This is a genomic window from Bordetella sp. 2513F2 (genome assembly GCF_054642735.1).
The window spans coordinates 888,853-902,258 of record NZ_CM137755.1 but is presented as its reverse complement, the minus strand read 5'-3'; the positions used below and the strand labels follow the sequence as shown (position 1 = coordinate 902,258).

The following is a 13,406-nucleotide window of genomic DNA, read 5'->3' as shown; positions in this document are numbered from 1 at the left end:
TTCAGCCTCCGGCCGCGCCGGCCGAAGGCGCCGGGGCCGTCTCGCCGATCACGACTTTCTCGCCCTCCTCCAGGCCTTCCAGGATCTGCGCGTCGACGTTGTTGTTCAGGCCGACCTTGACCTGGCGCTCCACGGCCTTGCCGTCCGCGCCCACCACGCGCACGGTGCGCATGCCGTCCTTGCCCGCCGGGCCCAGCGCCGCGGCGGGCACCGCCAGCGCGCCCCTGGCCTCGCCCAGCACGATGAAGACCTGCGCCGTCATCGAGATGCGCAGCTTGCCGTCGGGATTCGGCACGTCGAACAGGCCGTTGTAGTAGACGGCCGACGACGTGCTGCTGGACGACGAGGTGTTGTTGAACAGGCTGTTCGAATCGTCCTGCTGGATGGAATCGGGCGCCGGCTCGATGGCCCGCAGCGTGCCGTAGTGGCGCGCGTCCGGCTCGCCCAGGATGGTGAAGTACGCCTTCTGGCCCGGCCGCACGCGCGTGACGTCGGCCTCCGAGATCTGCGCCTTCACCGTCATGGTGTCCACCTGCGCCACCTTGATGACGGTCGGCGCCGTCTGGAACGCATTGATGGTCTGGCCCTCCTTGGTCACCACCGCCACCACGGTGCCGTCGATGGGCGAGACGATGCGCGTGTAGCCCAGGTTCACCTTGGCGGTGTCCACCTCCACCCCGGCCTGCACGATCTGGGCCTGCAGCGAGGCGATCTCGGCGCGCGTGACGTTCAGCGTGGCCTCGGCGGCCTCGTAGTCCTCGCGCGAGCTGGCGTCGGCCGCCAGCATCTCGCGCTGGCGGCGGAATGCCAGCTCGGCCTGCCGCAGGCTGGCCTGCCTGGCGCGCAGGTCGGCCCGGCGGGCTTCCAGGGTGGCCTGGGCAGTGCGCAGGTCGTTCTGCTGGGTCAGGTCGTCGATCTCGGCGACCAGCTGGCCATGTTTCACCTGGTCGCCCAACTGCACCTTCAGGGATTTCAACTGCCCGGTGGCCTGCGCGCCCACGCTCACCTGGCGCACCGCTTCGAGCGTCCCGCTGGCCAGCACGCTGTCTTCCAGGTCGGCGCGGCGCACCTCGGCCGTGGCGTAGGCAGGCGCGGGCGGCGGAGAAAAGAACGCCCATCTGGCGGCAACGGCTGCCAGCAGCAGCAGGATGACAATCAGCAGCGAGCGCTTGGTCTTGGGTTTCATGGGGACGGAGAGAATGCGGTACCGTCGCATTCTACGTGGGGCCGGTGAAGGACGCTGCTGCGCCGCGGACGCCCCGTGCGTTGCGCGGACGAGACATTCTGCAGTCCCCGCCCGCCGGTTCCGCGCGCTGCAGTTGCGGCGATCTGCGCCGATTCCGCGCCAATCGTGCCTGCACTTGCCGGTGAACATGCCGCCATCTCCGCCCTGGCGCCGGCTCCGGGATGCGGCACTGCAACATCGACAATGACAGACGATGGCCACAGAATGCGTGCAGAAAGCCCGCGCCGTGCCCGACTCGCCCCGACCACTCCCCTCCCGTACCGCCCACGGCCCTGAATTTTCAGGGACGGGCTGGCTGTGCGTGCTGGCCATGCTGAACCACGTGGCCCTCACCGGGGGACGCATCACCGTCTCGCTCACCGCCCTGAAGCTGGGCCTGTCGACCCTGCAGGTCGGCACCCTGGTGGCGGTGTTCGCGGTGCTGCCGATGCTGGCTTCCATCCACGCCGGGCGCTGGGTGGACAAGGTGGGCGTGTACCGGCCCCTGACGATCGGCACCGGGCTGGTCTCGATCGGCACGCTGCTGCCTTTCCTGTTCCAGACGCAGGCGGCGCTGCTCCTGGCATCCTGCGCCATCGGCATCGGCTTCATGCTGCACCAGGTGGCAACCCAGGACCTGCTGGGGCACGCGGAAGCCCGGCTGCGGCTGCGCAATTTCTCGTGGCTCTCGCTCACGCTGGCGGCCTCGGGCTTCTCCGGCCCGCTGGCCGCCGGGCTGGCCATCGACCACCTCGGCACCCGCCTGGCCTTCGGCATACTGGCACTGGGCCCGCTGACCGCGGCCCTCGGGCTGTATCTGCTGCGTACGCCGCTGCGCCAGTTCGACGCAAGCCTGGCGGGCGCGCGGCGCAACGACGGGGTCCGGCCGCGGATCGCCGAACTGCTGGCCGTGCCGGCGCTGCGCCGGGTGCTGCTGGTCAACACCATCGTCTCGGGCGCCTGGGACACCCACCTTTTCGTGGTGCCCATCTACGGCGTGGCCATCGGCCTGTCGGCCACCACCATCGGCGTCATCCTGGCTGCGTTCTCGGCGGCAACTTTCGTCATCCGCCTGCTTCTGCCTTATATCCAGAATCGGGTGCTGCCCTGGACGCTGGTGCGCGTCACCATGCTGACCACCGCGGTCGATTTCCTGCTCTACCCGCTGTTCGACGACGTAGCTGCCCTGATCACGCTCTCTTTCGTCCTGGGCCTGGCGCTCGGCAGCTGCCAGCCCAGCATGCTGTCGCTGCTGCACCAGTTCTCCCCGCCCGGCCGGGCTGCCGAGGCGGTGGGGCTGCGCATGGCGCTGATCAACAGCTCGCAGGTGACGCTGCCGTTGACGTTCGGCGCGCTCGGTGCGGTAATTGGCGTCGCCCCGCTGTTCTGGGCCTACGCCCTGGCCGTCGCGGTCGGCGGCTGGTTCAACCGCCGGCCTCCGCAAGATACCCACGATCCTCCGCCTTCGTCGTGACTACCCCCGCCCATCCTCCTTCTTCCGACCTGCTCAACCCGGCCGCCCTGCCGTTCCGCCTGTGGACGCCGGCCGAACGCCAGGCTTCGCTGGAAGCCGCGCTGAAGCACTGGACGCCCGGCGAGGACGTCTGGATCTACGGCTACGGCTCGCTCATCTGGCGGCCCGACTTTCCCTTCGAGGAGCGCCGCCTGGCCACCCTGCGCGGCCACCACCGCGCGCTATGCCTGTGGTCGCGGGTCAACCGCGGTACGCCCGAATGCCCCGGGCTGGTGTTCGGCCTGGACCGGGGCGGGTCCTGCCGGGGCGTCGCCTACCGGCTGGCCGGTTCGCGGGTGCCCGACTACTTTCCCGCGCTCTGGGAGCGCGAGATGTCCACGGGAGCCTACCTGCCGCGCTGGCTCAACTGCGAGACCCACGACGGCCGCGTCACGGCGCTGGTCTTCGTGATGAACCGCAACAACCCCGGCTACATCAGCGCCCTGCCCGAGAGCGACCTGGTGGCCATCGTGCAGCGCGCCTCCGGCCGCTATGGGCCCTGCACCGACTACGTCATGGAAACCGCCAGGGCGCTGCGCGCCGCCGGCATCCGCGACGCCCGCCTCGAGGCCATCGCCCGGCGGCTGGAAGGATTGCCGGCCGCCTAGGGCCTCTGCTCAGCGGGCCAGGACGGCGATGGCGGTAAACTCGGGGCTGTTCCCTCGAAGCCCGCCCCCATGTCCGTATCCGACCTGCGCCAAAGCTACGAAAAAGGCGTCCTGCTCGAAGAGCAGGCCGCGTCCTCGCCGTTCCTCCAGTTCCAGCGCTGGTTCGACGAGGCGCTGGCCGCCTCGGTGCCCGAGCCCAACGCCATGACCCTCGCCACCGTGGACGCCGATGGCCAGCCTTCGGCGCGCATCGTGCTGGTCAAGGGCTTCGACGAGCGCGGCTTCACGTTCTTCACCAACTATGGCTCGCGCAAGGGCCTGGCCCTGGCGGCCAACCCGCGGGCAGCCCTGCTGTTCTTCTGGCAGCCCCTCGAGCGCCAGGTGCGCATCGAGGGCCGCGTCGAACTGGTCTCGCCCGAAGAATCCGACCAGTACTTCCACAGCCGTCCGGCGGGATCGCGCATCGGCGCCTGGGCTTCGCGCCAGAGCCAGCCGGTCAGCCGCGAGGAGCTGGAGGCGCGCCAGCGCACCTTCCGCGAGCAATATGGCGACCAGCCGCCGCGCCCGCCGTTCTGGGGCGGCTACCGGGTGGTCCCTTCCTCCTTCGAGTTCTGGCAGGGGCGCCCCTCGCGCCTGCACGACCGGCTGCGCTATCGCCCCGACGGCGACGCCGGATGGCAGATCGACCGTCTTTCGCCCTAGGGCCTCCTCCCGCTGCATTCCTGATGTCGCTCGCTTCCCCGCCTGACTTCGACGCCTCCTATTTCCGCACGGCGCTGGGCCGCTTCGCCACCGGCGTCACGGTGGTCACCGCCGAGGCGCCCGACGGCAGCCCCGTGGGCCTGACGGTCAGCTCCTTCAATTCGGTCTCGCTGGATCCGCCGCTGGTCCTGTGGAGCCTGTCGCAGTCTTCCTCGTCGCTGGCCGCGTTCGAGCAATGCCGGCGCTACGTCGTCAACGTGCTCTCGGCCGAGCAGATCGCGCTGGCCCGCCGCTTCGCCACCGGCAAGACGCCCGAGCGCTTCCTGGGGCTGTCGCTGGCGCGCGCGCCGGGCGGCACGCCCATGCTCGAGGGCCCGTGCGCGGCCTGGTTCGAATGCCACAACCGCAGCCGCTACGCCGAGGGCGACCACCTCATCATGGTGGGCCAGGTCGAGCGCTGCGGACACAGCGGGGCCGACCCGCTCGTCTTCCATGCCGGCGGCTTCGACCTCACGCCCGCCGGACAACGACATCGCTGACATCATGAGCACTGACATCGATTGCATCATTATCGGCGCCGGCGTCGTCGGCCTGGCCATCGCGCGTGCGCTGGCCGCGGGGGGCCGCGAAGTCCTGGTGGCCGAGGCCTCCGAAGGCATAGGCACGGGCACCAGCTCGCGCAATTCCGAAGTGATCCACGCCGGCATCTATTACCCGGCAGGCAGCCTCAAGGCCAGGCTGTGCGTGCGCGGCAAGCACCTGCTGTACGAGTACTGCGCGCAGCGCGGCATCCCGCACAAGCGGCTGGGCAAGCTGATCGTGGCCACCTCCGAGGCCGAGGCCGCCCAGCTCGAGGGCATCGCGCAACGGGCGCAGGCGAACGGCGTGGACGACATGCGCATGATCGACGGCGCCGAGGCGGCGCGGCTGGAGCCGGCGTTGCGCTGTACCGCCGCGCTGGTCTCCCCCTCCACCGGCATCGTCGACAGCCACGCGCTGATGCTGGCCTACCAAGGAGACGCCGAGAACGCCGGCGCGCAGTGCGTGTTCCACACGCCGGCGCTGAACGGCTCCGTACGCCCGGAGGGCGGCTTCACGCTGCAGTTCGGCGGCGACGAGGCCATGGCGCTGAGCTGCAACGTGCTGATCAATGCCTCGGGCCTGCACGCGCCCACGCTGGCCCGCCGCATCGAGGGCATCCCCCCCGACAGCATTCCGCCCGAATACCTGTGCAAGGGAAGCTACTTCACGCTGTCGGGCCGTGCGCCGTTCTCGCGCCTGATCTATCCGGTTCCCGGCCATGCCGGCCTGGGCGTGCACCTGACGCTGGACCTGGGCAACCAGGCCAAGTTCGGGCCCGACACCGAGTGGATCGACACCGAAGACTACACGCTGGACCCGCGCCGCGCCGATGTGTTCTACGACGCCGTGCGCCGCTACTGGCCCGGGCTGCCCGACGGCGCGCTGGCGCCCGGCTACACCGGCATCCGGCCCAAGATCTCCGGCCCCGGCGAGCCTGCCGCCGACTTCATGATCTCCGGCCCGGCCGCGCACGGCGTGCCCGGCCTGGTCAATCTCTACGGCATCGAATCGCCCGGCCTGACCGCCAGCCTAGCCATCGCCGAGGAAACCCTGGCGCGGCTGAACCCCTGACACCCCCACCATGCAGCACAACGACTACATCCTCACCCTGTCCTGCCCGGACCGCACCGGCATCGTGTATCGCGTCAGCGGCCTGCTGTTCGAGCTGGGCTGCAACATCCTCGACTCGCAGCAGTTCGGCGACGAGGAAACCGGCCGCTTCTTCCTGCGCGTGCACTTCGACCTGCCGGAATCGGTTGCGGCCCAGGACCTGCGCGCGCGCTTCGCGGAGCTGGCCGACGGCTATGCCATGCAATGGCAGATCCACGACGCGCGCAGCAAGCAGCGCCTGCTGATCATGGTGAGCCGGCAGGGCCATTGCCTGAACGACCTGCTGTTCCGGGTGAGCAGCGGCCAGCTGCATGCCGAGGTGGCCGCCGTGGTGTCGAACCACCCCGACTTCGCCGGGCTGGCGGCGTCCTATGGCGTGCCCTTCCACCACCTGCCGGTCACGCCGGACACGCGCGCCGGGCAGGAACGGCGCATCCTGGACCTGGTCGAGCGCGAGCGCATCGACCTCGTGGTGCTGGCGCGCTACATGCAGATCCTGTCGCCCTCGCTGTGCGAGGCGCTGGCCGGGCGGGCGATCAACATCCACCACAGTTTCCTGCCCAGCTTCAAGGGTGCGCGGCCCTACCATCAGGCCCACGCGCGCGGAGTCAAGATCATCGGCGCCACGGCCCACTACGTCACCTCCGACCTGGACGAAGGCCCCATCATCGAGCAGGACATCGAACGCGTGGACCACACCATGAGCGCCCAGGACCTCACCCAGGTCGGCAGCGACGTCGAGTCACTGGTGCTGTCGCGCGCCGTGCGCAGCCACGTCGAGCACCGCATACTGCTCAACGGCTCCAAGACGGTGGTGTTCCGCTAGACATGATGGCCGCTCGCATATGCCCGGGCCGCGCGATCATTCGTGCGGCGCCTGGTTGGTGGAACGCTGCCGCGCCGGGCCATTGACCCGGGCGAGGTTGTAGGCCGAATTCACCAGCCCGATGTGCGAGAAGCCCTGCGGATAATTGCCCACCTGCCTTCCCAGCCGCACGTCGTATTCCTCTGCCAGCAGGCCCAGGTCGTTGCGCAGCGACAGCAGGTGCTCGAACAGGCGCTCGGCATCGTCGATGCGGCCCATCAGCGCGTAGGTGTCCACCAGCCAGAAGCTGCAGGCGAGGAACGCGCCCTCCTCGCCCTGCAGGCCGTCGTCGGTGTCTCCGGTGTCGTAGCGCAGCAGCAGGCCGTCGCGCAGCAGGTGGCGCTCGACGGCCCTCACCGTGCCCTGCACCCGCGGGTCGTCGGGCGGCAGGAACCCCACCTGGGGGATCAGCAGCAGGCTGGCATCCAGGGCCTGGCCGCCGTAGTACTGCACGAAGGTATTGCGCGCGGCATCGTAGCCATGCGTGCAGATGTCGTCGCGGATCTCGTCGCGCACGCGCGACCAGCGCTCCACCGGCCCTTCCAGCCCGAACCGCTCGCACGACTTGATGGCGCGGTCGAACGCCACCCAGCACATCAGGCGCGAGTGCGTGAAGGAGCGCTTGGGCCCGCGTACTTCCCAGAGCCCGTGGTCCTGTTCGCGCCAGAGCGTCTCGAGAGGCTTGAGCAGCACGTTCTGCAGGCGCCAGGCCTCGGCCAGCGGCGCCAGGTCCGCGGCGCGGGCCGCATGCAGGGTCTCGACCACCTCGCCGTAGACGTCCAGCTGCATCTGCCCGCTTGCGCCATTGCCCACCCGCACCGGCCGGCTGCCCTCGTAGCCCGGCAGCCAGTCGACCTCGAGTTCGGGCAGCCAGCGCTCGCCCGCGATGCCGTACATGATGTGCAGCTGGTTCGGGTGGCCCGCCACCGCGCGCAACAGCCACTGGCGCCACGCCTCGGCCTCCTCCCGGTAACCCGCGTTGAGCAGGGCGTACAGCGTGAGCGCCGAATCGCGCAGCCAGCAATAGCGGTAGTCCCAGTTGCGGCTGCCGCCCAGCGTTTCCGGCAGCGAGGTGGTGGGCGCCGCCACGATGCCCCCGGTGGGCGCGAAAGTGAGCAGCTTGAGCGTGATCAGGGAGCGCACGACGGCGTCGCGGCGCGCATCGTGCGGGCCGTCCCAGCTGCAACGCCTGGCCCACTGCTGCCACCACGACACCGTGCGGTCCAGGCTCTCCATGCGGTCCGGCACGAAATGCGGCGTACGGTGCGAGCGGTGATACGACAGCGTGAACGGCACCGTCTCGCCGGCCCGCACCGTGAAGCGTGCCGTGCTGGTCATGTCGTGCCCATGCAGCGGCACGGCGGTATGGAGCTCCACCGCATCCGGGCCGGAGATGGCGCTCAGCCCGTAGTCGCGCCGCCGCACCCAGGGCACGGTGCGGCCATAGTCGAAGCGCAGCACCAGCTCCATGTTCATCTCGACCCGGCCGTCGAGCCCGCAGACGATGCGCACCACGTCCACGCGTCCTTCGTCGTCGCTCAGCGGCATGAAGTCGCAGACGCGCACCCGGCCCGAGGGCGTCTCGTACAGCGTTTCCAGCACCGCGGTGTCGGTGATGTAGCGCCGCTGGGCGGATGCGTCGGGCGCAGCAGGAGCGAGCAGCCAGCGGCCGTGGCTGGCATCGCCCAGCAGGGCGGCGAAGCAGGCCGGCGAATCGAAATGAGGCAGGCACAGCCAGTCGATCGAGCCATCGCGCCCCACCAGCGCAGCCGACAGCATGTTGCCGATCAGGCCGTAGTCCTCGAGCGGCCGGGACATCAACCTGCGCCCCGGAACTCGGGGTAGAGCGTCATGCCCCCGTCGACGAACAGCGTGGTGCCGGTGACGTAGTCGGAGGCATCCGACGCCAGCCAGGCCACGGCGCGGCCGATGTCGTCCGGCTCGCCGATGCGGCCGTACGGAATGAGCTTGAGGAGCGCCTGCATGGCCTCTTCGGTTTCCCAGGCCTCGCGGTTGATGGGCGTACGGATGGCGCCCGGCGCCACGCTGTTGACACGGATCCGGTAGGGCCCCAGTTCCTGGGCCAGGGAACGCATCAGCAGCGAGATGCCGCCCTTGGAAGCGGCATAGTTGGCCTGGAAAGCCCAGGGGATCACCTCGTGCACCGAGCTCATGAAGATGATCTTGCCCGCCGCCCCGTGCTCCGGCGGCTGCGGCCAGCGCGCCAGGAAGGCGCGCACCGCGGCGCGCGCGCATAGGAAGTGACCGGTGAGGTTCACGTCGATCACGCGCTGCCATTGTTCCAGCGTCATGTCCTGGATCGCGGCGGGCTTTTCGATGCCCGCATTGTTGACCAGGATGTCGAGCGGGCCATAGCGCTCCCGGGCGGCCTGGAACAGGCGCTCTACCTCCGCCTCCTTGCTGACGTCGGCCTGCACCGCGCAGGCCTGGCCGCCCGCGCGCCCGATCTCGTCCACCACCTCGGCCGCGCGATCGGCCGAGGAACCGGGCGAACTGTGGTTGACCACCACGCGCGCGCCCGCGGCAGCCAGCGCGATGGCGGTGGCGCGGCCTATGCCGGACGAGGCGCCCGTGACGATGGCCACGCGATCCTGCAACTCCGTGTTCTGCGGCATGCGAATCTCCTTGGCGCCGGCGCGGCGTGCCGCCCGGCGTGACGGCGTTTCCATCTCCGCGTCCAGCTTATCGGTTCCCGCCCCCTTCCGACAAGCGCCGTCCGGTGCGCCGAAGCGGCCTGTCATCGTTTCCCACACTTTGCGAGGAAAGCGTTGCAAGGGGCTCCTGATCGGCCCAATGCAGGCGCAGACCCGGCACGGCAGCCGGCCTAATCCCCCATCACCACCCCTTCGCGCCGCGGGTCCGCGCCGCCCGACAGGCGGCCCGGCTCGATCACGATGCCCTGCAGGCCGCTGGCCAGATCCACGGCCCGCACCTCGTGGCCCATGGCGCGCAGGGCCCCGGCCTGCTGTTCCAGCGCGGTGCCGCGCTCGATCTCGGTGGGCCCGTTGCGGCTGCCGAAGTTCGGCAGGCTGATGACCTGCTGGATGTCCAGCCCCCAGTCCAGCACGCCCACCAGCGTCTTGGCCACATAGTTGATGATGGCGCTGCCGCCGGGCGAACCCACCACCACGTAGGGCTTGCCGCCGCGGAACACGATCATGGGCGCCATCGAGCTGCGCGGGCGCTTGCCGCCCTCGATGCGGTTGGCCACCAGGCGCCCCTCGGGGTCGCGGTACGAGGACGAGAAATCCGTCATCTCGTTGTTGAGCAGGAAGCCGCGCACGAAGATCTTGCTGCCGAACGCGGATTCGATGGTCGAGGTCATGGACACCACGTTGCCCCGCGCGTCCACCACGGACAGGTGCGAGGTGGACGGCACCTCGAACGCGTCGTCGAGGGCCCGCGCCTGCAGCAGGCCTGCCGGGTCTCCCGGCAGCGCCGTGCCCATGCTGCGGTCCGGACGGATGAGCGCGCCGCGGGCGTGCAGATAGCGCGGGTCCAGCATGGCGCGCACCGGCACGGCGACGTATTCCGGATCGCCGACGTAGAAGCCGCGGTCGGCATAGGCCAGCCGACCGGCCTCGGCCAGGTAGTGCACCGCCTCGGCCGAATCCGGACGCAGCCGATCCATGGGGTGCTGCTCCAGCGCGCCCAGCATCTGCAGCACGGCCAGCGGTCCGCTGCTGGGCGGCGGCGGGCCGCACAGCAGGTAGCTGCGATAGCGCCCGCAGACCGGCTCGCGCAGCCGCGCGCGGTATCCGCCCAGGTCATCCAGCGTGAGGTCGCCCGGCTTGGGATGGGCGTGCACGGCGGCCACGATGTCCCGGGCGATGGCGCCCCGGTAGAAGGCATCCGCGCCTTCCTCGGCAACGCGGCGCAGCACCTGCGCCAGGGCGGGGTTCCGCAGCCGGTGGCCCACCGGCCAGGGCTGGCCGTCGGGCGCGTAGAAGTATGCCGCCGCGGCAGGCTGCTCGCGCAGCGCAGGCGTGTCGGCCAGCAGCGCATGCAGCCGCGGCGATACCTCGAAGCCCTGCTCTGCCAGGGCGATGGCCGGCGCGAACAGCGTCTTCCAGGGCAGCCGGCCCTGCTGGGCGTGGGCGAGCTCCAGGCCGCGCAGCAGCCCGGGCGTGGCCACGGCCCGGCCATTGTCCACCGCTTCCCGGAACGCAATGGGCTTGCCGTCGCGCAGGAAGCGGTCGGGCCGGGCTGCCGCCGGCGCGGTCTCCCGGCTGTCGTAGACCTGCAGGTCGCCCGTGGCGGCCCGGTAATGCAGCATGAAGGCGCCCCCGCCGAGCCCGGAGGACTGCGGCTCCACCAGGCCCAGCACGAGCTGGGCAGCGATGGCGGCGTCCACCGCGCTGCCGCCCTGCCGCAGGATGTCGTAGGCTGCGCGGGTGGCCAGGGGGTTGGCGGTGGCGGCCATGTACCGTTCCGCGTGCACCAGCGCCTTGTCCTGGTAGCCGGTGGCGGCCTCGGGATCGGGCGGCGTGGCGGCCGGCTGGCCCAGGGCCGCCTGCCCGGCCAGCGCCAGGGCGGCGAGCAGTGCCTGAAGAATGCCGCGCATGGGTGCTCCTCTTCGTGCGTCGATGGAGGCAATGATAGGGCAGCGGCACGCGCAGGCCCCTCCGCGGCCCGCCGGCGGCATAGAATCGGGGCTTTCTGCCTGCCACACCGCCATGCGCCTGCGCCACATCGAGATCTTCGAAGCCATACGCCGCACCGGCTCGCTCACGGAAGCCGCGGCGGCGCTGCACATCTCCCAGCCGGCGGCCAGCAAGCTGCTGGCACATGCCGAGGCCCAGCTGGGCTTCAAGCTGTTCCAGCGCGTCAAGGGCAGGCTGGTGGCCACGCGCGAGGCCGAGATCCTCACGCCCGAGGTGGCCCGCCTGAACCGGGACCTGGCCAGCGTGCGCAAGCTGGCCGCCAGCCTGCGCGAGCGGCCACACGGCCACCTGCGCGTCGGCTGCGCACCGGCGCTGGGCATGGGTCTGCTGCCATCGGTGGTGCGCGCCAGCCGCGATGCCCGCCCCGGCCTCACCTTCGACATCCACACCTATCACAGCGCCGAGCTGGTGCAAGGCCTGCAGATGCGCGAGCTGGACCTGGCAATCACCTTCGACACCAGCGACTATCCGGGACTGACCCGCATGGGGCTGGGCCAGGCGCGCCTGGTGCACCTGGGACGCAGGCCCGGCGACGCGCCCATTGCGCTCTCCAGCCTGGCAGGCGAGACGCTCATCGTGCTGGACGCACGCGACCCCACCGGGGCGCTGCTGCAGATGGCCCTGGACGCGCAGGGCGTGGCGCCCGACGTGGCGGTGCAGGTGCAGACGCACTACGTGGCCTGCGCCCTGGCCGAGGCCGGCTGCGGCGAGGCCATCGTCGACGCCTATACCGCGCGTGCCATGCTGCGGCCCGGCATGTTCATGCGCAGGCTGGACCCCGACCTGCGCGTGCCGATCAACGCCATGATGCGCAGCCAGGATCCTATGTCGTCGCTGCAGCAGGAACTGATCGAACGCCTGCGCGAAGCCTGCCGGCGGCTGGAAACCGAGGACGGAGCCGGCGCGCACTGAGTGCGCGGCGCTGGCGCGCCGGAATGCACGACGCCCTGTCCGGGAGGCCGGACAGGGCGTCGTGGCGGCGGCATCCCGCGAGGGATGCGCGCGATCACTCGAGCGTGATGTTCTGCTTCTTCACGACCTCATGCGCCCAGTCGTATTGCGACTTGATCTCCTTGGCGAACTCTTCGGGCGTGTTGCCGGACGGGGCCGAGCCCTGCGCGGCCAGCGCCTCGATGACCTTGGGATCCTTCAGGGCCACCACGGCGGCATCGCGCAGCTTGTTCACGATGTCCATGGGGGTGCCGGCCGGCGCCAGCAGGCCGTACCACACAGGCTGGTTCAGCACGGGGAAGCCCACTTCCGCGAAGGTGGGGACGTCCTTGATGGAATCGATGCGCTCGGGCCAGGCGATGGCGATGGCGCGCAGCGCGCCCGCCTGGATCTGCGGCATGGACGAAGGCAGGTTGTCGAACAGCAGTTCGATCTGGCCGCCCACGGCGTCGGCGATGGCCGGGCCCGAACCCTTGTAGGGCACGTGCACGATGTCGGTGCCGGTGGCCATGCGGAACGATTCGCCCATCAGGTGCAGCACGCCGCAGGTGCCCGAGCTGCCGTACGAGTACTTGTCGGGATTCTTCTTGAGTTCTTCGAGCAGGCCCTTGAAGTCCTTGGCCGGGAACTTCGGATTGACCGCGACCACGTTGGCGGTGTTGGCGAAGTTGGTGACCGGCTGGAAGTCCTTGAGGGGATCGTAGGGGAGGTCCTTGGGACGGCAGGCCGGGTTCACGGCCATGGTGGACACCGTGGCGATGGACAGCGTGTAGCCGTCAGGCTTGGCGCGGGCTGCCTCGGTGGCGCCGATGGCGCCGCCGGCGCCGCCCTTGTTCTCGACCACCATGGGCTGGCCGAGCTCCTGGCTCATGCGCTGGGTGACCAGGCGGGCGATGATGTCGGTGGACCCGCCGGGCGCGAACGGCACGATCACGCGTACGGGGCGGTCGGGGTAGTCCGCCGCGTGGGCCACCGAGGCGCCGGCAGCAGCAGCGATGCCGGTCGCCAGGGCAATGGCCCGGACCAGGGAGCGTACTTTAACCATTGTCGTTTTTCCTCCTAGAATGCGAACCGCGGGTAGCGGACGCAATGTGCGAGTTGAGTCGCCAGATCTGCCGTAAGACGCTCTGGCTGTCGGATCTTTGGTGGCGACGGAACGGGCGCG

At 70.2% G+C, this 13,406-nt stretch carries 12 protein-coding genes; 7 read left to right on the top strand and 5 right to left on the bottom strand.

What is annotated here, in order from left to right:
• Position 1: 1 nt before the first annotated feature.
• Complete coding sequence (locus ACYBYQ_RS04225) at positions 2 to 1,186, bottom strand: efflux RND transporter periplasmic adaptor subunit (protein ID WP_459617132.1); 1,185 nt, start codon at positions 1,184 to 1,186, stop codon at positions 2 to 4.
• Positions 1,187 to 1,556: 370 nt separating this feature from the next.
• On the opposite strand from ACYBYQ_RS04225, the gene ACYBYQ_RS04220 reads away from it, so the two are divergent.
• The 6 genes from ACYBYQ_RS04220 (at position 1,557) to purU (ending at position 6,566) form a co-directional block, all read left to right on the top strand.
• Positions 1,557 to 2,699 (top strand): MFS transporter, encoded by a 1,143-nt coding sequence (locus ACYBYQ_RS04220; protein WP_459618706.1) that lies wholly within the window; start codon positions 1,557 to 1,559, stop codon positions 2,697 to 2,699.
• Positions 2,696 to 3,346, top strand: coding sequence for a gamma-glutamylcyclotransferase (locus tag ACYBYQ_RS04215; protein ID WP_459617130.1), 651 nt, complete (start codon positions 2,696 to 2,698; stop codon positions 3,344 to 3,346). The genes ACYBYQ_RS04220 and ACYBYQ_RS04215 overlap by 4 nt, the downstream gene beginning before the upstream one ends.
• Positions 3,347 to 3,415: 69 nt before the next feature.
• Positions 3,416 to 4,048 carry a pyridoxamine 5'-phosphate oxidase gene (gene pdxH / locus ACYBYQ_RS04210; protein WP_459617129.1) on the top strand — a complete coding sequence of 211 codons (633 nt, stop codon included), beginning with the start codon at positions 3,416 to 3,418 and terminating at the stop codon, positions 4,046 to 4,048.
• Between the two features lie 23 nt (positions 4,049 to 4,071).
• Positions 4,072 to 4,587 carry a flavin reductase family protein gene (locus tag ACYBYQ_RS04205; protein ID WP_459617128.1) on the top strand — a complete coding sequence of 172 codons (516 nt, stop codon included), beginning with the start codon at positions 4,072 to 4,074 and terminating at the stop codon, positions 4,585 to 4,587.
• A 4-nt stretch (positions 4,588 to 4,591) separates the two neighbouring features.
• The gene (lhgO, locus tag ACYBYQ_RS04200; RefSeq protein WP_459617127.1) at positions 4,592 to 5,701 is read left to right on the top strand and encodes an L-2-hydroxyglutarate dehydrogenase LghO; all 1,110 of its coding nucleotides are present in this window, start codon (positions 4,592 to 4,594) and stop codon (positions 5,699 to 5,701) included.
• A 10-nt stretch (positions 5,702 to 5,711) separates the two neighbouring features.
• Positions 5,712 to 6,566 (top strand): formyltetrahydrofolate deformylase, encoded by an 855-nt coding sequence (gene purU / locus ACYBYQ_RS04195; protein WP_459617126.1) that lies wholly within the window; start codon positions 5,712 to 5,714, stop codon positions 6,564 to 6,566.
• Positions 6,567 to 6,602: 36 nt separating this feature from the next.
• Here the strand turns inward: purU and ACYBYQ_RS04190 are convergent, their stop codons facing one another.
• The 3 genes from ACYBYQ_RS04190 to ggt all read right to left on the bottom strand — a co-directional run bounded on the left by ACYBYQ_RS04190 (position 6,603) and on the right by ggt (position 11,190).
• Positions 6,603 to 8,423, bottom strand: coding sequence for a glycoside hydrolase family 15 protein (locus ACYBYQ_RS04190; RefSeq protein ID WP_459617125.1), 1,821 nt, complete (start codon positions 8,421 to 8,423; stop codon positions 6,603 to 6,605).
• Entirely contained in the window at positions 8,423 to 9,241 is an 819-nt protein-coding gene (locus ACYBYQ_RS04185; protein WP_459617124.1) for an SDR family oxidoreductase, read from the bottom strand. Before ACYBYQ_RS04185 ends, ACYBYQ_RS04190 begins: the two co-directional genes overlap by 1 nt.
• A 209-nt stretch (positions 9,242 to 9,450) precedes the next feature.
• A complete protein-coding gene (gene ggt, locus ACYBYQ_RS04180; RefSeq protein ID WP_459617122.1) occupies positions 9,451 to 11,190 on the bottom strand; it encodes a gamma-glutamyltransferase in 1,740 nt (579 codons plus the stop codon).
• A 112-nt stretch (positions 11,191 to 11,302) separates the two neighbouring features.
• Between ggt and ACYBYQ_RS04175 the strand changes: the two genes are divergently transcribed.
• The gene (locus tag ACYBYQ_RS04175; RefSeq protein WP_459618705.1) at positions 11,303 to 12,202 is read left to right on the top strand and encodes a LysR family transcriptional regulator; all 900 of its coding nucleotides are present in this window, start codon (positions 11,303 to 11,305) and stop codon (positions 12,200 to 12,202) included.
• Positions 12,203 to 12,296: 94 nt separating this feature from the next.
• On the opposite strand, the gene ACYBYQ_RS04170 is transcribed toward ACYBYQ_RS04175, so the two are convergent.
• Positions 12,297 to 13,286, bottom strand: a complete 990-nt coding sequence (locus tag ACYBYQ_RS04170; RefSeq protein WP_459617121.1) for a tripartite tricarboxylate transporter substrate binding protein BugE — start codon at positions 13,284 to 13,286, stop codon at positions 12,297 to 12,299.
• Positions 13,287 to 13,406 lie beyond the last annotated feature (120 nt).